Genomic DNA, 20,325 nt, shown 5'->3' with positions numbered 1-20,325 from the left:
CAAAAGCGGAGAAATACTGAGTAGTTTTGCAGTTGAGCTTGGATGATTCAGCTCCTTATCCCAGGACACTCTGGCGACCGCTTCGTCCGCAGAGCAGACACTCATTTAAGTCGCAGCGAAGGTCCGCTTCGAGCCCCCAATCTGTCTTATGCTGCGGAACAGCCGAATGTCCGCTTTTCTCCCAGGCGACCATCACGGCACGCGCCATCGCAATGACCTTAAGCCAACGAGGAATAAACCTCGGCAACTCGCTGAAAGGTCCAAAAGCAAGCGATAGCCGCACATCCACCGGCCAAGCCCACACGTAGGTACATCCACAAGCTGGAGTTCACGCGTCGACACATTATCAAGGCAGGCCAGAGCGCAAGAATAATGGCGACTTGGCCAAGCTCGACGCCAAGATTGAAGGCAAATAGGCTTTGCCAGATGTTTGGGGAGGTGACCTGCAAGATCTTGTGCAACACAAAGCTAAACCCAAGCCCATGCAAGAGACCAATCAGCGTTGTCAGAAGCACCATCGTGAACTCAGAACGCGCGTTGTCCTTGGAAGTCATAAACGCCGCTGCGGCTGCAAAAATGATAGAAAGCGCGATCCCGGTTTCAACGGCAGGAACAAACCAAGCGCCCGATGGCACAAACCCAAAAAATCCCAGCGACAGCGTTACGCTATGCCCCACGGTAAAACCGGTTGCACGCAGTAGTAGCGCCCGGAGAGTTTGCGCCCCAATGACCAGGCACACAACAAACAGAACATGATCCAACCCTTCGAGGATATGCCGTATGCCTTCCCAGACAAAACTCAGGAATCCTCCGTAGCCTTCTTGCTGAACCTCCACAGGTTCGGTCATCAGGCCCCGAGACCGGAAAATCTGTGGTGTCTCGGACGCGTAGTCGAGAATTAGGTTGGCCGTTTGGTCTTGATCCGGCAAGCCGGGGTCTAGCACGTTAGAAATGCTGTACGATTGGACCGGGCCGTCAGTGTCATAATGCAGGACGAGATCGACAATTGTGTCACCAACAAAAAGCGGCGGCGTTAAGGCCGTTTCGGTGTCCACGGCCTGTTGAGCTTCGGCCAAAGTTGCAAATCCGGGCTCATTTCCAACTCGATGCAAGCGAACGGACTCAACTGTTCCTCTTAAGCGCTGACTGTCGACTAACAGATGCAACCCACCTTCAGCGAATTGCCCCAAACCATTGGGATCGCTCACAACAGCCTGCAAGTCGACAAAGTGGACTATTTGACCGTCGCTCTTGGCATTGGTCGTGAATGGTGCAGCTTCTGGTAAGGCATCACCATCCTGATCACCGACCTTGTCTGCAACCAGATAAGGCATGGGCGTGCGGATGTAGATACGCAGACCGTCTTCGAAATGCTCGACATGCGAAATTCGAACGTTGAGGTTAAGTAAAAAATGCGCCGAGGCTGACAGAGTCAGTGACAAAAACACACCGACAAACAGAGCGCCGAAAGCAAAAACCTTTGGTCTTGAACACTTATGCATTTGGATCGCGAGCCTCGATTACAGTTAATCCATCCAGCTTCCATTGCCCTGAATCAGGTGTAACCTCGGCCAGCACTCGGAACGTAACGGCGCGTATGTGGGCGTGCCCCCAATGACCACCCTTGGCTTTCACTGTCCATTTGGCCAGAGTGCTGAACCCGCCCGGTTTGAGGGTAGGGTCAACGCGCTCTAATTTAAGGTCTCTAATATCGGTAACTGCGGCGAGACTCCCTCCTGGCGTTCGGATCACGAGCCCGCGTTCCACCTCTGTTGCGATGTCGCCCAGAGACGCTGCCGTTACAATGTGGGCCAGCTCTGCCTTTCTTGCTGCCGACGAAGTTTCCAGGGTCACCGTGTTCAAGTTTTCGACCATCGAGCGCAGTATATCTTCCGCAACCTGTGGCTCAGGGGGGGTAGGTTTCTTCCAAGGTAATTCTGGCAAATATCCCGAAAACGCGATGGTTGCTGAAGCCGCGACAATCATGGTTACGCAACTGGCGTGCTTTGCAACTCTGCCTCTGCACAATAGGAAAAAACCAAGTGAGACGGCACCGACAATCCCAGTGATCAAAGCGACTGCCGGGTACTGCTGCGTCTGCCGCTCAACTGGAACCTGAATAACAGATGCTTTTTCGTATTGGAGCAAGTGGTTCCGCCAGTGGAACTGTGGATCCGCTGGTGTCACAGCCCCAAAGAACGGCCCGGCGATATCGTTTGAAATGGTCGCGACGCGGGTAATTTCCTCGTCAAACATATCCCATGTTACTGTCACCTGTTCGGGAATTTCTGCCGATGAGAAAGACAGAATAGCTCCGATGAACGCATTGTTCACGGACACTTCCTTTCCAGGCTCGACAACCTGAAATCCCTGCGATGTTAGTTCGAGGAGCTTTGCGGTTGCGTTTGACGGTTGCACTGATTTGCCGTCAATTGTCACCGGGTTACGTGAAGCCAGGAAGGACGCCGCCTGGTTTACGATCAAGGCACTGCGCTGTGGCGAAAGTGTTTGTCCCACTTCCGTGCTTTCACCAATCCAAGGCGCCAGTTCACGCAGGCGGATCAGCGTCTCGTGTCGAACTTCTCGGGGTTCGATATAAAGAAAGGTTGAAGTCCCGTCCTGCGCTTTTCGATTCAGACTTGCTGCGGAAAATCGGGTTTCCCAGGGGTCAGGCCAGTGAATCTTTAACTCTGCCGGCTTTGACAAGAAGCGGAAATCCGTGACCGGAACCTCTCGGTCAAAAACCTGCATCCCGATTGTCACCAGAGGTTCGCCATCCCGCAATGGAGGCATTATAGTCAGCTCTTCGGGAAGTGAATTTTGAAACGGAAAGAACACTTCGACGAACAGAACACGCGGATCTTTTGGCGGGCTGGGAACAGTTTTGCCCGAGAATGGATCGCGCTGACCTGCAAGCGGTGAGGCCCGGTCTATGCGCGTTCGGTATTCTAACTTTCTGATTTCAGCGTGTAGGGCCTGTCCGTCCCTTGCAACAATAGACAGCGCCCGACTTTTGGCTTGGGCAGAACCTTGATCGGACTCTTGTTCAACCTCCGGCCCACCCTCGACGAAACCGGATGACAAACCGATTGGAAGCATATCCGCAAAGAACGGAATATCTTCGACATAGACCTCAAGGTCGACGTAAACCCCATCATCTTTGACATGAAGGACAGCAACATTGGGTGCGACTTCCGAACCGTTTGTCAAACCGACATCTGCTGAAACGGCCAGTGCACTTGAGACCATCACGCTCAGCATCAGGAATAATCGGCACAGATACCGCCAAATTGGAATTTTGTTCACCCCTGAACTTTAGTTTTCCGGCATTGGCGGTGGCGTGTAACCATCCCATTTGCCGGCTTGAACCTTTTCAGAAGGCTCTTTTTCTTTTGAACGCGGTGCATTGATGTATTCGTCGCTGACAGCTGGTGGTAGAGCATATTCGTCAACACTCGCTTCCCGAACAACGATCTGATCTTTAGTTACGTTTATCACCTGTAGATCTCGCGCCAGCGTGAGCGGTCCATCGTATGTCGAACGGACACCTTCCAGGATTGCCTGATAGTTTTCGGGCGAAAGAACAGAGTGATACCCTAGGGCCATTCGTGGCTCGACAGCGGACATAACTTTACCGAAAGCCGCAGGTTCCGTGTGAACGCGCGTAGCTACATAAGTCGCCTGTTTCATGTCCCAGCCAAAATAAGGGGCTAGCGCATCCGGTGGTAGAAACGCCTCGTGAGAAGCGAGGTCCGCCCCTTTGGCATATTCTACATACCATTTGTTAGGGTATGTATCGCCACCAAAGACGTATTTCAGCCCATTCCATTCCAGAGAATAACTTACCGAGCCATCTAGACTGTGGATCGCAGGCCAAGACCGGATCGTGACGTCGTTCTCCTGATAGACGATCTCGTTTTCCTGCATGTAATCGAATTCAGTGACTTCAAGCTTGGCGCCGTCATCGGGCAGCGCGCCCGTTCGCGTGGCCAAGTCCCAGGCGTAAGCTTTGGACATGCCATCAACATAGGCTTTAGTGCCCAGTTCATCTTCTGATCCGGACGGGCCGAAGATGCGGAGCGGTGTATATCTGCCCGAAAGCCAACCTCCAACGTGGAGGCCCATGAAGTCTCCAACGTGATCAACATGCAAATGGCTGAAGAAGACCTTGTCGATCTTTGCGAAGTCCGGTCGCAGCGAGAACAGGTTTCCCGTTGCGCCAGTTCCTACGTCAAAAAGAAAAACGTCCCCATTCCCAAGTTCCACATAAAACGAAATCGAGACGGCCGCCTTGGTTTGGTTTGGCATACCCGTCCCCAATGCCGTGATACGCATTTCATCCGTGCCAAGGATTTCAGTGTTGGGAAAGTATGACGCTGGATAAACACCATTTTCTATTGCAGAAGCAGTTCGACCAGTCGGCAGCGCATTTTGCGCTGAAGCGGTGCCAGCCAACGACAAACCCAAAGCCAATAATGCGCCAGTCGTGGAATTCATAATGCTTTTCATTGATCCCCCCATTTCTGCATGGCGTTTCTGAGAGCACGATGTCGTGAACTCCCAGTTGCCCATAGACTTCTCTACGGTATGGCCATAGACTACTCTATGTCAAATAATGAATGCTATAATCTGAATGTCAGAAACTGCCACCCGAGCCTCACCCAAAAACGCCGCGACCAAGGAAGACTGGACATTGCTGGCCTACAAAGTCCTCAACGAGGGTGGCGTTTCCGCGATAAAAGTCGTGCCAATGGCAAAGCGACTGAACCTGACAAGCGGTAGCTTTTACTGGCATTTCAAGAACGTCCGAGAGCTTTTGGATGAGGTTCTCAGATATTGGGAGCAGGAACTGACTGACAAAGTGATCGCAAAGGCAAAGACATTTGGCGGTCCCCCGGAAGACCGCATTCTTCTTCTTATGAAAAAGGTCATAAAAGAAGACGCCGCCTTGCCAGATCACGCTGTCTCAGTGTGGGCGAATACCGATGAGAAAGTAAGAGAGGCGTATCAAAGAACCATCGGCAAACGGTTCCAATTCGCCGCCTGGATGTTTGAACAGGCCGGGTTTTCGAAAGAAGAAGCAAAAACGCGCGGAAGATTGATGGTTACTTCGCTAATGGGAGACTCTTCGACCGGTCTGAAAGCGCAAGGCGATTGGGAAAAGGTTATTGAGCGGGAACATGCAATTCTTGTCGGAAAGTAGAAGATAGAAAAAGAAAGTTGCCCGTCACTGTAAGTTTGCTCGAAACGGACCGCCGGTTTTAATTGCCCTGTAGAAACAGTACACGCAACAATGCCAGAAGCCGACGTTCAGTCTGTGACTATCAAGGTCCGCTTCGTCCGCAATTCGGACATAGATCGATTTTCTCCAAATAGCCGCTCTGCGGACTTTCCGGACTTTTGCTGCGGCTGCGCCAATGTCGGCTTTCTGGTGGTGTTTTAAACTGAGTAGTTTTCACCTGAACCATAAACGTATGAGTTTTGGAACGTCTTGCGGTGCAAAGAAAAATCGGAAGTAGGCATGCTTCGGCTCTTCAGGCTTCAAGGTTCCCTTGACACCGCTGAGCCGCCGTTAATCCGGCATAGGTACCCGCCTGAAGAGGCGACCAACCCAAAGCGTTCTGTGCCCCGCGCTTTGTCTCGAAGCCAGGCCGGTGCTTCGGCTAAACCTTCTTTCAGGGAGAGGCATTAGGGAACACGTCAGGTCGTCTTATCGAACCCCACTTTGAACTGGCGAACCAAATCCTCGGCGAAACCATTCACCACGTCCTGATAAGCTTCAGGAAGAGACTTTCCTCCACTGAAACTGGAGCGCACCGTGCTACCGAAGGTGTGCTCGCCGGGATTGTCATCTCCAAGAAAGTTCCGCCGGATCAACAATTCACCAGACTGTGCGTCATGCACCTGAACCTCCGCGACGATCCGGCTGTAAGGGTAAGGCGTGATTAGCGGACTTTGCAGAAGGCCGGGAATTGTGCTGTCTAATGACAGGTCAATCAATGTGAGCTTCACAGCGACCGGCCGACCTCCGCCTTCCGGCGGTGACCTCAAGGCTTGGCTCGTAGCCAGGCGTACGTCCTCTACGAAACGCTCACTTGTAACTCCGATATCCCAACGAGCCAATCGCTTGTCGATTGATACCGGGTCTGCCAGAGCGACTTTAACGGACGTGACGCTGAATGTGCTGGAGTCTGCCGAAACAACAGGTTCAGTCATTTGGCATCCAAAGAGTAATGACGCTACAAGTATTAAGTTGAACGGCCTTCTAAGCATTCTCCAAATCCTCCCTTTTGGCCGAGGACAGAAACTCTGGAAATGGCTATCAATCGCTCTGCTCTGATACTGAATGGATGGCGAGTTAAACCGCCAACCCGCCAGTATTCTGATTGGGCGATCAGCTACTACGGGCACCTCGAGCCAAGTAGGTTCTAGCTAACATGCCGAATTTCGCATGTGATTGACGTGGATCAAAGTCGAGTGAGGCAATCAGGGTTCACCCCCTTTCCACTGCGTCCTCCATATGGGCAAGGTCCAATGTCCATCTGCTGAGGGTGGCGGAAATGGTGGCAATGAAGTCGATCTCGGCTTTTGGCGAGCAATTGCCTCAACGTCTAGGAACCTAAAGGACACCATCAGCATGATTATCGGATACGCAAGAACATCTACACTAGAACAACAAGCAGGAATGGAAGCCCAACAGAAGACACTCTCGGAAGTTGGATGCGAGAAAATTTACTCAGAACAAGTCTCCTCTGTTGCCCGTAGAGAGGCGCTCAGTGAAGCTCTCGGCGAAGCTCTAGCCATAGAGTGGCCCGACATTGATCTCAATGAGAAGGAGATCGACAACTACAACTTCAAAACTGGTAAGTCGGTTTTCGTTCCCATTAGTGACCGCGTTGCCGAAATGCTCTCGCGTATTCAAGAGCAGGATAGACCTTTCACCTCAATGGATCGGGCCGTAAAAAACCTTAGAGAGGCAATTCGGGTTATGTGCCCGTCTACTCACAGGGTGCTAAATGAGAAAGGCAAGGCTACAATCCATTCCTGCCGCGACACATATGCCACTCGCATGTTGAAAAAAGGTATGAAGTTGGAGGAAGTTTCACACCTTCTAGGTCACGCAACCGTCCAGCAAACTCAGAAATACGCAAAGTATGCCAACCGGCCAGTGGCGGCAAAAGCACGGGAGTACCTAAACTCAGACTGACCCAACGAATTCACTCAGCACGTTTTTTGGAACAGTATGTACTCACTATACTCTTCGGGAACGTGCTGAAGTGGTTAAGTATTTGTTTTATTTGAAAAAAGTGGTGAGCCGTGCAGGATTCGAACCTGCGACCCACTGATTAAAAGTCAGTATTACTTGGTTTATTATCAGTGTTTTAATGTAAATTTTTCCAAGGTATACCAATGTTCAAATGAGTTACCAGAGATATCAAGGCACATTGCGCTGAGTATTGGGCATCTGGTTAAAAGCTTCAGGTGGTAGCTTTGAACTCAAAGCAGACTCCGAAAAGTTGGCCAATAGCTATTGCGTTTTCCCAACAGCGGCTACTCAATTGCCTTGCGAAACGTTGCGATCAGCCGTTTGTTCAAACCGTGATGAGGTTCGGCGGAGGAACCGTAGTGCAACTCCGCCAAGGCAGCGATGTCATTGAAAATGACTACGGAGCCGCCTTCTTCATTCGCGTAAACCAGTAGTTTTTGGCAAAAGGCATCCAAACCAATTGCCGGAAAGCCCGCCATAGCCACGCCACCGGGTGCTGGCCCGCCAAATAATAAGAGAACTGTATCCGGTAGTTCCACCCCCAGTTGGGATGCTTCGGACGCATAATCGATCTCCCCAAACCAAACTGTATCGTCCTGCCCCATCACAACTGTCCTGAGACGTTCGACTGCCTCTGGTACGCTGAGCTGTGATCGCAGTTCGATGACCCCATAGTCTGCAAACAACCCGTTGGTCGGCGCTGGTGTTACATCCAAGCCGCTTAGAACTTCGAGCATCTTGCTCTGGAATGCACGCAACGAAGAGGCGTTAGTGAGCCCATGCCGGACTTTAAGAAACTGAGGGTCTGTGTAGGCGATCTGTGGACGCCCATCCTGATCGAAGGAAAGTACGCGAAAAGGAAGGTCCAGACCTGCTCGCACGGTCTCTTCCAGAATTGGCGTGTTTATCTCAGGATCAGAGAAAATGAGTACACGAGACGCTGGCATTTCTACGCCTTCGGCTTTGGCCAGTCGCGCGTGATCTATCGATGCGATTGGAGTAACTCCCGCTTCGGCAACGACAGTCTCAAGCGCTAAGAAGTTTTCGTCCACCGCAGTCTGGACGGATGACGATTGTGCCTGAGCGGATGTTGACACAGATGAAGTCGCAACCAACGAGAGAACAAAGAAAAACCTCAGCATTTTACCACTTCCTGTTTCATCGTACTTTTTTAAGAGAAACCGCCGCCAGAGCTGCAAAAGCTATCTCGGCTGCAAGATAAAAGAGAAGTAACCCGTTCGGAACTCCATCGATAAGAATGCTTAGAATGCGTCCAACGGCCAGTCCCGACATAAACAAAAATAGAACCCACAGCGCGGGGCGTTGTAATTCTGGTTTCGAAGCGGCCGCCAACCAAAACAACGCGTTTGCCAGGTAAAGACCCATAATCGCTCGGAACACGTGGGTTTGGTTCGTCCCTTCCACCGGAAATCCTAGCAAAACTGGGATCGAACTGCCTGGCATCAGACCGTATGATAACGCAATTGGCACGAGCCCGATGGCAGCAAGCAAAAGGACTAATCTAGCACTCATGGAGGACTCCTTCTTCTAGAGGTTTCGCTTTGTTGCGAAATTCCTAGTCGGTTTTTGGGGCATCCGATGATCCGAGCCGGATGCCTACCCCACTGTCAGAAAAGCGTATTATTTGCCTCGCTTCTTCTACTGAGAGATGCCGCCTTCGGTTGATGTCTGTTCTTCAACATGGTCTTGATTGGCTACCGGCTTCCCCCGCGGAGGAAACTCCTCGAAGGTAGCGAGATGTGCCTGCACTAATCGGGCGGCTGGGCCGAATGCCCACATTTTCTCTCCCATCCAGCGGACGTACATCCCGCTTTCCTCCGCAGCTTTCTCGTAAGGATCGCGGCGAAGGTTGAAAAGCAGCGGGGCGACCAACTCTTCCTTCGGGCCTGACCAGCCGTGGTTTTGAACGACAAAGTGCGCCTTCCAATCGTTGTAACGTACTGCCTGGAGATCCGTACCCTGATAGTAGATTAGCTCGCGGCGGCTACTCTCTTCATCCTCACCGGTCAGATAAGATAGTTGGTTGTAGCCATCGAGGTGTACTTTGTACCCTTCATAACCCTCCAAGAGTTTTTCTCTTAGGTCTGAGGGGCCTCCCGCCGCGGCGACAAAGGTTGGCATCCAGTCCATTCCGCTGAAGATACCGTTCAAGACTTGTCCTTCAGGAATTTTGCCCGGCCAGCGAATAATCGCAGGAACCCTGAAGCCACCTTCCCACGTAGTACCCTTTTCCCCATGAAACGGTGTCGTACCACCATCGGGCCACGTCAGTGTTTCTGGACCATTGTCGGCGGTGAACATCACTATGGTATTATCGGCGACTCCCAGATCCTCAAGGTGGCTGAGAACGTTACCAATGTTGTTGTCCAACTCCTTCATGACAACATCCTGAAGTCCGCGCCCATTGCCCAACATAGCTTCGTATTCTGGGCTAAGGTGGGTCCAAACATGTGCTCGGGCTGGCGCCATCCAAACAAAGAAGGGGGTATCCGACTCCACTGCTCGAGAAATGAAGTCTTTGGTGTAAGATGTCACTTCGTCGTCTAAAGTCTTTTGACGCTCCGGAGGCGCAGGCCCGTCATCAATGATGCGCTGCTTCCCGACTTTTCCAAAACGCGGATCGACCGTTTCGTCCTCTTCGTCTGTTGCGAACGAATGAATGATGTTGCGAGGCGCGAATTGCGCGTTGAATTCTGGGTCGTCTGGCCAATCCGGATCAGAGGTATATTCCATAGCATTCAAGTGATACAGCCAGCCCCAATACTCGTCGAAACCTTTTGTAGTCGGCAGGAATTCGTTGAGATCGCCCAAGTGGTTTTTACCGAATTGCCCCGTCGTGTACCCCAACTTCTTCAAGAACATCGGAAGCGTTGGGTCATCTGGGTTTAAACCTATCGGATCGCCAGGAAGCCCTACAGTGTGCATCCCAGTCCTAATGGGCAATTGTCCAGTCATGAAAGCTGATCGACCTGCAGTACAACTTGGCTCGGCATAATAATCTGTGAGACGAGCACCCTCAGACGAGAGGCGATCCAAGTTCGGCGTCTCAATGCTTTTGACGCCCCCGTGGTAAACGCCGACGCTCGCCCAACCTACGTCGTCTGCCATGATGACAAGAATGTTGGGCGGGGAATGATCGTCGGCCCAAGCTCCAGTGAAAGCAAAGCAGACCGCGCCCGCTACTGAGACAAGCTTGTTCATTTAGACCTCCCGACACGCTATTTCTCACCAACGATAGGAAAAAATCGGCTTGGAAGAATAGTCTAATCTGTTAATTCTTCAGGTTCATCATCTGAAGCGTAAGAAATTTCTTCGGCCGCAAAGTCTGCAATGCAGCCACCTAAACAAAAATTGGTATCGGCCGCGCGAAGTCCGATGCAGTCCTTCTCGTTCATTGGAATTGCTCAATTGCCACAGAAAATTTTCCACAAGAACAAAATTTCTTAATTGTTCTCATTGAGCTTTAAGGTGGATTCGACCCATTTGACTCATACGGGGACCAAGCACGTGTCAATTTGTAGCGCTGTAAGTCTAAGCCGAGTTTCACGGTGCAAGATTTTGGTGGGCTTCAGCTCAGCGATCTCAACTTGTTTGATACTATCCGCCAGCGCACAGGCCCAAAGCGCACAGGGTTGCGTTGAATTGGGCTCTCCTCGGATAGAATATTCATCCGGATCTGAAAGCACTCGCGTTAATCAAACAATTTCAACGACGGAACGCACGTGTCTGCCGATCCCAAACGGACCCATAACAGGACTTACAATTGGAAACTCCTCAATTACGTCCTCAGGTGAAGTTGAGTTGTATGTTCCCGGCCAAAATACCGTTCCAACTAATGCTTCAGTGTTAACTCTCTTAAACGTTGATGTTGCGGCAGGTAGCGGAGACTTTGTTTCTCGTGAGGCCTTGGCTACAAACATCAACGGGAAGCTGAGAGTGAACCTCATTGGAACTTCGATTGGTTCCGGCAGATCAATGACGTTCGCTCCCTTCAACGGCGCGAATATCGACCCCACTGAAGTTTACTTCCAGTCAGACCGACCGTTAACCTACGACAACCTGACTGTTATGGGGGCGACCGAAGTCGTTTTCGGGGCGTACTATATCCAAACTCGGGTTGCTGAGGCTTCTGATTTCACGCTGACGAATAGTTCGATTTCTTCAACCAGTGACATGGCGATTGCGGCAGGCACGACTGTTCGGCTTGATGCGGCAAGCAGTTTGAACACCGTAAACTTTGAGAATTTTGGCACGCTGGCCGGAACGGGAACCGTGAACGCATTCAACTTCACAGTTAAGAACGGAGGGGTGCTTTCGCCGGGCTTTTCAATTGGTACGCTTAACAATAGTGGCGGTATCGCATTTGAAACTGGGTCAAGGATCTTAAGTGAAGTCGATCCGACGGCCGGTCAGAAAGCCGATTTGGTGTCATCCAGCGGGCCCGTTACAGGGATTAACCGCGCCACTATACAAGTCGAAGCCGCTCGTCCCGGCCTGACTGCGCAGGACTATGCTGCTGGCAACGACTACACGGTTTTTCAAGCCTCGCGTTTCGATGGAAACTCCCCAACTCTTGTTGCCGGAGGATCTCTGCCCGCCCTATCCAGTCTGAGTATCTCAAACACGCCAACCGCGGACGGTAGAATCGACATAGCGTTTTCGACCCTCCCCGTCTCGAGTTTACCACAACACCCATCAGTTGTTGGATCTCCCAATGCAAGCAACCTTGCTGGTGCGGTGGCTAGCACCACAAACACGTCACCTGGAACTAATCTGACCAATGGCTCAACCCTGGGTAATACCGTTAACACGCTTACCAATTCAGGTTTGGCTGGGTTTAATCGTGTGCACGCAGAACCCTATTCCTCCAATTTGACCGTTGGGCTTGAGCAACTTGACCTGATAACCAACACTGTGCTGAGCCATGCTGACTGCCGCAAGTATCAAGCGGTTGGCTTCAGCAATGCGGATCAACCCGTTGCAGCAGGCGATATCGACTTGGCCCAGAGCCCGAGTGGCGCAATCGACTGCTCTGATCGGCGCTGGTGGATCGACACGGCCTATGTGAGCGGGGACGTTGAGGGAAGTAACGGCCTTGGCACATTCGACTATTCGCTGGGCACCATTTTGGTCGGAGCGGATGTTGCAAGTACCGATAGAGGCGTGGTCGGCGTGTACGCAGGATTTGGGACATCCTCCATGGATGAACACGATCAAGTCGATCAGGACTTTTCGACCGACAGCTATCATGTGGGCGTGTATGGGCGTACAACAACCGGAGCTTGGGAGTTCTCCGGACTGATCGGTTACATGTTCGGTGAAACTGATGCCAAGCGGAACAACCCTTCTGTTGATGGCTTTACGGGGGGCGAGGCTAAATCGGATTTGGACCAAGAGGGAATCCACGCCGGTTTCCAGGCACGGAAGCTGTTTAACCTGGAGAGCGGTGCAAGGGTTTCTACGGTTTTTGGATTAAACTACGGACGTATTCAACAAGGTTCAGGCACAGAGACGGGCGGTGGTGATTTCAACTACTCGATTGAAAAAGCGAACGCAGAGTCTCTGGTTGCTTCCATTGGAGTTGACTACCAACGGGACTTCTTGACACAGAGTGGTTTGCTAACCCCAATCGCCTTTGCTCGTTACGAGTATGATTTTTTTGCCAACAAGGACAGTGAACACGAAATCACTGTCACGAGCCCGATATTTGGGACATTCACGCAAGTCGGACAAAACCGAGGCGCCAATGGTTTCGTTCTTGGGCTTGGACTGGGCTATCAGATTTCTGATCTGGCAAGACTAACGGCAGGATATGGCTATTCTGTTCGCTCCAATGGCCAAGAACATGGCCTAGGCGCGAATTTAAGTGTTCGGTTCTGATTAGGGTGGACCAACGAAGAGGAGTGGTAAGCTAGCTGCAATAACTTGCGGAAGCTATTGTGGCGATGTGGGCTTCATTCTCTAGCGATCAAAATTTGGGGATATTAAAAACATAAAGCCGCGATTTCTTGGCATCGTCTGTCAGGATATAGAGAAGCCCTCTGGTCTCATCGAGAGCGATCCCTTCGGGATGTTTAACTTCCTTTTGTTTGCCATCTTCTGTGAAAGTCAAACTGATAGACTTTACGGCCTTGGACTCTGGATTGTAGACGAAGATTTGACGGCCTTTGTCACTCACAATCCAAAGAGAACGTGAGGACGGGGACCATGCTAGGCCACTCAAATCCAGTTCATCATCATCTACACGCTCGGAGATAAAACCTGCATCGCGGGCTAAAGGAATGATCTCAACAATTTCGTCTAGCGCTGGTGATACGACCATTAACAACCTTGGTTGTCCTTCAATGCCAATGAAGACCCTCCCGGATTCCGGGTCGACGGCGATGCCCTCAGGTCCCTTGTTCAAAGGATTACCGACGAGCAACTCAGCGGCGTCCGAGTAGCCTTTGAGAGATGTGAGAGGGATTGTAGTTAGTTGAATGGGGTCAGTCGGGTGAACGACTAGAATTGATCGATCAGTTTCCTGAAGTACTAAAACAGTCCCATCTTTTCGTGATGCGACGCCCTCCAAATCTGATCCTACCAATGCTGGTAACTTGAAAGAGTTTCCTAATACCCCGTCGACTCCGAGTAGGTGCAGTTTAGGTTCGGCATCACTTACAGACCACAAGAAGCCTTCAGCGTTAGACATTGCCAAACCGGAAGGCTCCGAAAATCCCTCTGATTTGTCTGCCACCTTAAATTTATCGACCAGAACCAAACCAGCACTTTCGGCGTAGGCAAAATCGGTCCAAGGCAAGAAGGCTGCCGCAACCAAGCTGGCCGCAAAAGCGAGTCGTCTAAGTTTGCAGAAACACCGTGAAATTTCAGCTTTTGACGAAAACACTCTGTTTTCTGTCATTGGATTCTCTCGCGCTTGGACCACATCCCTGTTCAGCGTTCGTATCACAGTCCGGATACGATGTCCGAAGAATGCACTGTAATCTCTTTACCTGATCCCGCCTGTTGCGATTGAATTGAATAGGGCACGATGTGCCTTTGGTTAAGCGTAAGCCTTTGGCGTGAGCAGGAAGGAAGACAAGTTGAATACGACCCTCACATTTGTGACCGTGTTGTTGCTGCTGTTGCCAGGTGCTGCGGTGTCACAAGTCGACCCTGCGACGATGCTGGCCGGGGCTTCGGGGTCGGAAATCGTTATCGAACGCCGGTGGACGCAGTTTCGTGGCAAACAGGAACTGTATTTCTTTACTCTCGATGTGATCGTCACGATCATTCTGGCTGGCTTGATCGTCTATCATCCGGTGAGACGTAAAGCCCGTAGAAGCGTCCGCGACATAGTTATGCCAAGGCTTTTCTTCCTGTATGCGCTTATCGGCATGGCGGTTGGTTTCCTGGTGGTTCAGCACGGGTCAATGATCGGTTTTGTCATATTTGGAATCGGAGCGTTGCTCAGGTTCCGCTCCAATCTCGATGATCCGGTGGACACTGTCGAAATGATAATCGTGACTGTTCTTGGTCTTGCGGTCGGTTTGGGCTTGCCGCTGATGGCCACACTGGTGGCGGTTGTATGTTGGTGTTTCATTTGGCTTGGTGGAAGAAACAAGGGTGTAGAGATTTCCCTCAAGGCCTCAGACGAAGAGCACTCGTTGAATGTCAGCGGCGCCATTGAAGCTATGGCCGCAGACGCTGGATGGAAGCTGGTCAGAAAACACCACGTCCCCGGAAAATCTCGCGTTTCATTGCTGTTCATCACCTCGGGTGGACTTTCAGAAGCTCGGATAGAAGAGATGATAAACGATCTGGTTCCTGAAAAAGTTGAACTGAAACTCAACCTCTAGTCATTTAACAAGGTCTAAACGTTTCAACACCGCGTTCGGGGATCTGATCTCTTTCGGGAGCGACTTGAAGTTTACCGACCTTTCGAAATCAGGCCCTCGATATACTGCTATCCCAAACTCTCCGTTTGGCTGGAACGTAACATGAGTGAAGCTGTGAGGTGATCTGGCTTTTGAGCCAATAAGCCGTCGCGGGCCACCCCCCAAACAAGCTTGAGAGACGTAAGCTACCCCGTCTTTCCAACCGGGATAGAAGGCATGATGGTGGCCTGACAGATGCAGAACGACACCGCTTTCCAAATAGATTTTTTCAAGTGTTGGGTCACCGATGATTTCGCGTTCGCGCTGGATCGCGAACGGCCAAAGTGGGAGGTGACTGAAAGTGACAATCGGGTCTCCGTCTGCACCCAGTTCCTGTAGGCGGTCCTGCTGGTCACCGGACAGGGGTCCTAGGGTTGTTGCATCCAGAGACGCAAACGTAATGCCCTGCATCTCAAATGCGTAGAAGAACGGGTAGTCATTTGAAACCAGGAAATCGACGTCTGGTTTTCTCGGAGTCCATTCCTCTGCGTATATTTTTCTTTCACGCTCGAACCCACTGTAGGCGGAGGCATCATGGTTTCCAGGCGTGACCGCAAATGGAATTCCGGCAGCCGCTAGAGGATCTGATACGGCCACGTGAAACGCATTCCACATCTCCCTGACCTGTTTGTCGGACAAGTTGGGAATGCGCTGTCCCGCAACCATATCTCCGGTCGAAATAACCAGATCTGGATCAATCTCGATTATGCGCTCAATCGCCTTGTCGACACGGGCATCGTATCTTACCGAACCATAGCTTCCATTCAGATCCGATATGACGATGACATCCAATGCCGCCGCTTTGCAGGCGAGCAGAGCGGTCCAAATGAACACCGCAATAAGAGCAGAACACCTACGGTACATAACAGTCCACAGCCTCTACCTCGGTGCCGTTTCTCAAAAAGAATGCGACAGGATCCAAGTCGAACATCAAATCGCCATTTGAACAACTGCTCTGGAGAATGGACGTTGCCAGCGCAGTATTTTTGACAACTTGTGCAATCTGACTGTCTGACAACCCAAAGCTTTGCGATAGCCAGTCATAGACTGGGCCTTGGGATTGGAGGTCACTATTCAATGCAATCAAGCGCCGATACGTGCTTGGAGAGAAGTGGCGAATTTTCTCCAGCATTTGAGTAGATTTCGCGAAGTTGGCGTATTGGACACGCCCACCAGCATCGTTGTCGTTTAGATTGCTGCGACGGATCAATAATGCGTCGTCGGGAACGTCTCCATCGTTTGGCTCATGGTGCTTGGCTTTCTTATGCTTCAGCTTTCCGTCTTCGACCCAATACCAATAGGGTGTGAAGTCTATGTTTCCTACGCGGTCCTGCTGGCTAAAGATGAAATCGAGGAGTACAATCTCGGTAAGTTCTTGCATCCAAAATGCCATCTGTTGGTCGCTGACATCGGGACCGAGATCCTTGTTGATCATCCGGTCTCTTCGACCTTCTCCGACGCCCTCTACAATGGCCTCTGGCAAGGGTTTTGAAGAACGCAAAGCCAAGAAAGCAGGAGTTTCCTGAAAATCGCGGTTCTGACCTTTCCCCCAACCAGATTTACGGGTGCCGTTGATTTCCGAGCCGTATCGATGCCCAGGGCTATCAAGCAGCACACCGTATATTTGCGTTCGATCTGCGGTGAACAGATCGTCGGTTGGCTGGTATGAGTTCGGGTCAGCATCCGCAGCTGCGAAGACCCGCCAGCCTTCGTGGTTCATGCGCCCGCCATGAGAGCCACCAGAAATCGCAAGGCCAGGCTCGGCGACCTCGGAAAAATGCGCCTGGGCGTCCATGCTACGCCAAACGGCGACTGGAACTTTTACAGTTGCGTCGAAATATCTGGAGAAATGATAGTAAAGCAGTGAAGACGTGGAAAAGGTTCCACTGGTGCCTTTTTGGTTCATGGTGGACTTGAATTTAGCCACCCTGTCCTTAGCCAGATCTTTTGCCGCCTTCCCCTCCTTGCAAGCGTTTCTCTCGAATTCAGAACGGTTCCCCACGTAAGGTCCTTCCGAAATATCGTAGACTGCCATTCCTGGGCTGGTGCTCCAGGTTTTTGGGCAAATAGCAATTTCGGAGGCATAGAAATCGATCTCGCAATAGGCCGTTTCTTCCTCAAGATCGCTTTTCTTATACTCGCCCGTTGGAACTTTTTCGATCCGAATACAGCGTTCAGTAACGCCGTTGGGACTATCAAATGTCGTGGCTTCACCGAGAACATCGTCGTTCGCCCACAAGACAGTGGGTGCAATTAAAGCAAGTGACCCCAGAAGATTGAACTTCATTTGGATAGTCCTCCCAATATCATTTGGGGCAAATCGCTGCCTGTTGCTCGTTGGAGATCTTCAATTTTGGGTCGACACTGAAGTTGGAAAATTTTGAGTCAATCCACTGGTCGCACCCGCCTGAACAAGGCGCCCCGTTTCGGGCATCATTCCAATATTCCTTGGCCTTTTCTTCCGACCAACCACAAAACTGAACGAGTGCCATTGCCGACAATGCCCCCGAAGAATGAACGCCCCACATGCAGTGCACCAAGACAGGGCCTTTTCCAGGGTTTTCAATCACCTCGCGTATGGACGCCATGACAGCATCGGGTCGGGAGGATCTGGCACTTTGATAGTCAAAGGATCCGCTTCCACAACTGGTGCGACCGTATTCAGTGTTTTTGCCAAAGTCCGCATAAAACCCGGTTGAAAACCCTTCACTGCACAGAGTTTCGCGTTGACCTTCACTTAGGCCAGTTCGATCCTTGTCGCCGCCCTTGAAGCCGGATCGATACAACACTCCGCTTAAGACTGGGCGAAAGAAAGCGACACCATCAATGCCTCCGTCACCACCCTTTGAAAGCATTTGACTGTTGCTTGGACCGCCATTTCGACTGGTCACGTCAGAGTTCGCAGCGGTTGCGAAAACAACACTGAATATGAGGGACGCCAAAAACCGCATGCCAAATCCTTTCTATTCTTCAACCTTTAATGCTCAAACTCTTGCGACCTGATAGTCTCTCGGAAAAGCTAGTTCATGACAACCATATCAAGTGGGCAAATAACTTTCCGCTGTGAAACTTTAAATAGGCCACACGAGATTGATGATAACGACGACTACGAAGTAGGCTAGAACAACTTTCCAGTTCCATTGGTGCTTGTTTTCTTCGTTGATCACGCCAGCCGATTTCAATGCCAGGTTAGTGATGATTAAGGCGACAACGATGACCGCCGCGTGTGCCAGGTCGAATTGCAAGTTTGAGCTCCTTCTCTTGGATTTGGGATTGATGGAAATTTGTCAGCAGTCACCTGATGGCAGCATAGCTATATCTGAGTACCTTCCCTCAGACGTTGTGATCTGAGCACATGCACCTGTATCCTTGTTAAACCAATACGAGGTCAGCCCTTCGCTTCGGATGAGTTCAAATCCGAGACTTTGGATGCCCATTTCAGCTTGGCCCGCTCTTGCCCCTTCAAATGGCGAAAGATCGCTAGAACTGCCCACAGTTGGTGCACTTGCATCCACCGATCCGCCACTCTCATCGCATGCTGCCAGTGCAGAAATACATACCGCGCCGATCACCATTAGGACATTGGTTTTCATGTGTTTTTTCCTGGCTGTTTTGGGAACGTGTTCAAGGGCTTCTGGTCGATCACCTATTCAATTCCGAAAATTACGTTGTAGTCGACAGAAGAGTTGCTGCGATTGATAACCTCCACAACATGATCACCGGATTGCCAAAGCTGCCCTCGATACTCCTTGTCCGCCGATATCAATCCCAACAGTTCAGAACCATCGGGGTTACGAATAACGTAGTCCAAGGAGCCATTTCGCGGAGCAACGCGGACATAAAGGAACTGTTCGTTTTTGGCACCGAGAACATATTGCTGCGACGCTCCTGGCGCGAGTTCACCAACTAGTTCAGCGCCGGTGGAGCCAGCATCGAATTTGACACGTTGGCTACCGGTAGAACCGGCGGCGCCTGCCATGGCTCCACCGCCATCATCCATCGCTTCGACAACCGACATCTCGCCGATGCCTCCATCCTTGTACGCGATGCAGCGCCAAAGCGTTCCGCCTGCGTCACGTAGCATGACGAGCGTGCCCGCTTCTGAAAACTCTGAGCTTTCAATCGTACCGGATTGACCGTCTGGTCCACCAACCTGCCGCAAATGGTCGATACACGCGTCGTCGGCTTCTGACATTGCAAAAGCTGCTGCGCCCGCGATTGCGAACATGGGTGTGAGGAGGTTGAGTAAAACGAGTTTCATCAGATGGTTCCCTGTTGGCTGATCCTTAGAGTTTTGTTCCGTACAAAGCGCGCGTCTCGTAACTTTGACAGAAATTCATCGCATGCCTGCGCGCTGCCGACGATCTCGTCCGTCGTTTCAATTCCTTGCAGTGACGCCATTTCGGAATTTACGCGGTTGAGGATCTGATCCGCTTGCTCGGCGGTGTTAAGGTTCTCAGCTTGTGCTCCTTTCAATGTGGTGCAGACACCGGCGGACAAGCCTGTCGCAACGCCGACACCCACCGCGGCCCCACCACCCAAGGTCATCGCCCCAACCACGCCGAGGACGAGCCCGATCACAATACCCAAGATCACTTTTCCCATGTTTCCCCCCTTTTGTTGAGAAAGAGTTCCGCCTTCACTATTGGCGCAAACTGCGCGACCATTTACAAATCAAGACCAGCGCTAACAGGTTGAGCATCGGTGCAATCGCCACAAACCACGGCTTGGCTGACTCCGAGACCAAATACGCTAGAAGTATCCAAGGCAGTCCCAACGGCAAAAGGAACACCCCGGACAAGGGGTCTCGTGCCTGTCCCAGCCAGCCAAATGTGCCCGTCAAAAATGCGATCAATGCCAACAGGTACAGAATTGCCAATACGATGATGGTGGTTCTACAAACCAAGTCGAGCCTCGGCAGATCAAGCCAGTGTTGCGCAGCGGATTTCGGCTACGCAGCAGACTGCTTACAATGCGCCTTCGTCGCCCAGAAACTCGATTCCAGCCGTCGCGCCATCACTGTAAGCAACGCAATTCCAAGGAGCACGATCCTCGCCAACGCCGACTGTGACCTGTGTTCCCGCCTCGCTAAACGCGGATGAGAGCACCACGACTTTTGAA

General features: G+C 51.4%; 20 protein-coding genes. 4 read left to right on the top strand and 16 right to left on the bottom strand.

The genetic code is table 11. The features are described from left to right. Nucleotides 1-218: 218 nt before the first annotated feature. Genes ACR0DX_RS22355 through gntH form a run of 3 tightly spaced genes read right to left on the bottom strand, consistent with a single transcriptional unit; the run spans nucleotide 219 to nucleotide 4,572 of the window. On the bottom strand, nucleotides 219-1,448 hold the full coding sequence (locus tag ACR0DX_RS22355; RefSeq protein ID WP_170355764.1) for a HupE/UreJ family protein: 1,230 nt from the start codon (nucleotides 1,446-1,448) through the stop codon (nucleotides 219-221). A 46-nt stretch (nucleotides 1,449-1,494) separates the two neighbouring features. Next, a complete protein-coding gene (locus ACR0DX_RS22350; RefSeq protein ID WP_170625468.1) occupies nucleotides 1,495-3,261 on the bottom strand; it encodes a hypothetical protein in 1,767 nt (588 codons plus the stop codon). Nucleotides 3,262-3,315: 54 nt separating this feature from the next. Beyond that, nucleotides 3,316-4,572, bottom strand: coding sequence for a guanitoxin biosynthesis MBL fold metallo-hydrolase GntH (gene gntH / locus ACR0DX_RS22345; RefSeq protein ID WP_170355762.1), 1,257 nt, complete (start codon nucleotides 4,570-4,572; stop codon nucleotides 3,316-3,318). Between the two features lie 61 nt (nucleotides 4,573-4,633). Between gntH and ACR0DX_RS22340 the strand changes: the two genes are divergently transcribed. Further along, nucleotides 4,634-5,203 carry a TetR/AcrR family transcriptional regulator gene (locus ACR0DX_RS22340; protein WP_480847474.1) on the top strand — a complete coding sequence of 190 codons (570 nt, stop codon included), beginning with the start codon at nucleotides 4,634-4,636 and terminating at the stop codon, nucleotides 5,201-5,203. Between the two features lie 497 nt (nucleotides 5,204-5,700). On the opposite strand, the gene ACR0DX_RS22335 is transcribed toward ACR0DX_RS22340, so the two are convergent. Further along, complete coding sequence (locus tag ACR0DX_RS22335; RefSeq protein ID WP_480847471.1) at nucleotides 5,701-6,216, bottom strand: hypothetical protein; 516 nt, start codon at nucleotides 6,214-6,216, stop codon at nucleotides 5,701-5,703. A 421-nt stretch (nucleotides 6,217-6,637) separates the two neighbouring features. Here ACR0DX_RS22335 and ACR0DX_RS22330 point away from each other — a divergent pair, with 421 nt between their 5' ends. Continuing rightward, on the top strand, nucleotides 6,638-7,207 hold the full coding sequence (locus ACR0DX_RS22330; RefSeq protein WP_170355759.1) for a tyrosine-type recombinase/integrase: 570 nt from the start codon (nucleotides 6,638-6,640) through the stop codon (nucleotides 7,205-7,207). 344 nt (nucleotides 7,208-7,551) lie between these two features. On the opposite strand, the gene ACR0DX_RS22325 is transcribed toward ACR0DX_RS22330, so the two are convergent. The 4 genes from ACR0DX_RS22325 to ACR0DX_RS22310 form a co-directional block, all read right to left on the bottom strand. After that, nucleotides 7,552-8,466, bottom strand: coding sequence for a DUF302 domain-containing protein (locus tag ACR0DX_RS22325; protein WP_480847469.1), 915 nt, complete (start codon nucleotides 8,464-8,466; stop codon nucleotides 7,552-7,554). Next, nucleotides 8,426-8,800: a DUF4345 domain-containing protein gene (locus ACR0DX_RS22320; protein WP_170355758.1), complete on the bottom strand. Its 375-nt coding sequence runs from the start codon at nucleotides 8,798-8,800 to the stop codon at nucleotides 8,426-8,428. Before ACR0DX_RS22320 ends, ACR0DX_RS22325 begins: the two co-directional genes overlap by 41 nt. Nucleotides 8,801-8,926: 126 nt before the next feature. After that, nucleotides 8,927-10,489 (bottom strand): arylsulfatase, encoded by a 1,563-nt coding sequence (locus tag ACR0DX_RS22315; protein ID WP_170355757.1) that lies wholly within the window; start codon nucleotides 10,487-10,489, stop codon nucleotides 8,927-8,929. Nucleotides 10,490-10,551: 62 nt separating this feature from the next. Beyond that, nucleotides 10,552-10,683: a hypothetical protein gene (locus tag ACR0DX_RS22310; RefSeq protein ID WP_480583582.1), complete on the bottom strand. Its 132-nt coding sequence runs from the start codon at nucleotides 10,681-10,683 to the stop codon at nucleotides 10,552-10,554. Nucleotides 10,684-11,089: 406 nt separating this feature from the next. On the opposite strand from ACR0DX_RS22310, the gene ACR0DX_RS22305 reads away from it, so the two are divergent. Next, nucleotides 11,090-13,168: an autotransporter family protein gene (locus tag ACR0DX_RS22305; RefSeq protein ID WP_480847466.1), complete on the top strand. Its 2,079-nt coding sequence runs from the start codon at nucleotides 11,090-11,092 to the stop codon at nucleotides 13,166-13,168. An 88-nt stretch (nucleotides 13,169-13,256) separates the two neighbouring features. On the opposite strand, the gene ACR0DX_RS22300 is transcribed toward ACR0DX_RS22305, so the two are convergent. Continuing rightward, entirely contained in the window at nucleotides 13,257-14,189 is a 933-nt protein-coding gene (locus tag ACR0DX_RS22300) for an SdiA-regulated domain-containing protein (protein WP_170355756.1), read from the bottom strand. Nucleotides 14,190-14,370: 181 nt separating this feature from the next. On the opposite strand from ACR0DX_RS22300, the gene ACR0DX_RS22295 reads away from it, so the two are divergent. After that, entirely contained in the window at nucleotides 14,371-15,126 is a 756-nt protein-coding gene (locus ACR0DX_RS22295; protein WP_170774502.1) for a DUF4956 domain-containing protein, read from the top strand. Here ACR0DX_RS22295 and ACR0DX_RS22290 read toward each other — a convergent pair whose 3' ends face one another. The 7 genes from ACR0DX_RS22290 to ACR0DX_RS22260 all read right to left on the bottom strand — a co-directional run bounded on the left by ACR0DX_RS22290 (nucleotide 15,127) and on the right by ACR0DX_RS22260 (nucleotide 19,809). Beyond that, nucleotides 15,127-15,996 carry a metallophosphoesterase family protein gene (locus ACR0DX_RS22290; protein WP_480847463.1) on the bottom strand — a complete coding sequence of 290 codons (870 nt, stop codon included), beginning with the start codon at nucleotides 15,994-15,996 and terminating at the stop codon, nucleotides 15,127-15,129. Nucleotides 15,997-16,057: 61 nt separating this feature from the next. Further along, on the bottom strand, nucleotides 16,058-17,491 hold the full coding sequence (locus ACR0DX_RS22285) for a hypothetical protein (RefSeq protein WP_170774498.1): 1,434 nt from the start codon (nucleotides 17,489-17,491) through the stop codon (nucleotides 16,058-16,060). A gap of 19 nt (nucleotides 17,492-17,510) precedes the next feature. Next, nucleotides 17,511-18,155, bottom strand: a complete 645-nt coding sequence (locus ACR0DX_RS22280) for a protein-tyrosine phosphatase family protein (protein ID WP_480847461.1) — start codon at nucleotides 18,153-18,155, stop codon at nucleotides 17,511-17,513. Nucleotides 18,156-18,275: 120 nt separating this feature from the next. Then, nucleotides 18,276-18,449 (bottom strand): hypothetical protein, encoded by a 174-nt coding sequence (locus ACR0DX_RS22275; RefSeq protein ID WP_157054209.1) that lies wholly within the window; start codon nucleotides 18,447-18,449, stop codon nucleotides 18,276-18,278. A 42-nt stretch (nucleotides 18,450-18,491) separates the two neighbouring features. Continuing rightward, the gene (locus ACR0DX_RS22270; RefSeq protein ID WP_170774496.1) at nucleotides 18,492-18,797 is read right to left on the bottom strand and encodes a hypothetical protein; all 306 of its coding nucleotides are present in this window, start codon (nucleotides 18,795-18,797) and stop codon (nucleotides 18,492-18,494) included. 53 nt (nucleotides 18,798-18,850) lie between these two features. Then, on the bottom strand, nucleotides 18,851-19,465 hold the full coding sequence (locus tag ACR0DX_RS22265) for a hypothetical protein (protein ID WP_170527492.1): 615 nt from the start codon (nucleotides 19,463-19,465) through the stop codon (nucleotides 18,851-18,853). After that, nucleotides 19,465-19,809, bottom strand: coding sequence for a hypothetical protein (locus ACR0DX_RS22260; RefSeq protein WP_170355749.1), 345 nt, complete (start codon nucleotides 19,807-19,809; stop codon nucleotides 19,465-19,467). The genes ACR0DX_RS22265 and ACR0DX_RS22260 overlap by 1 nt, the downstream gene beginning before the upstream one ends. Between the last annotated feature and the right edge of the window lie 516 nt (nucleotides 19,810-20,325).

It is taken from the genome of Ruegeria sp. D3, from assembly GCF_056534465.1.
Note: the sequence above shows the minus strand (reverse complement) of the source record. Positions and strands in the feature narration are given on the sequence as shown.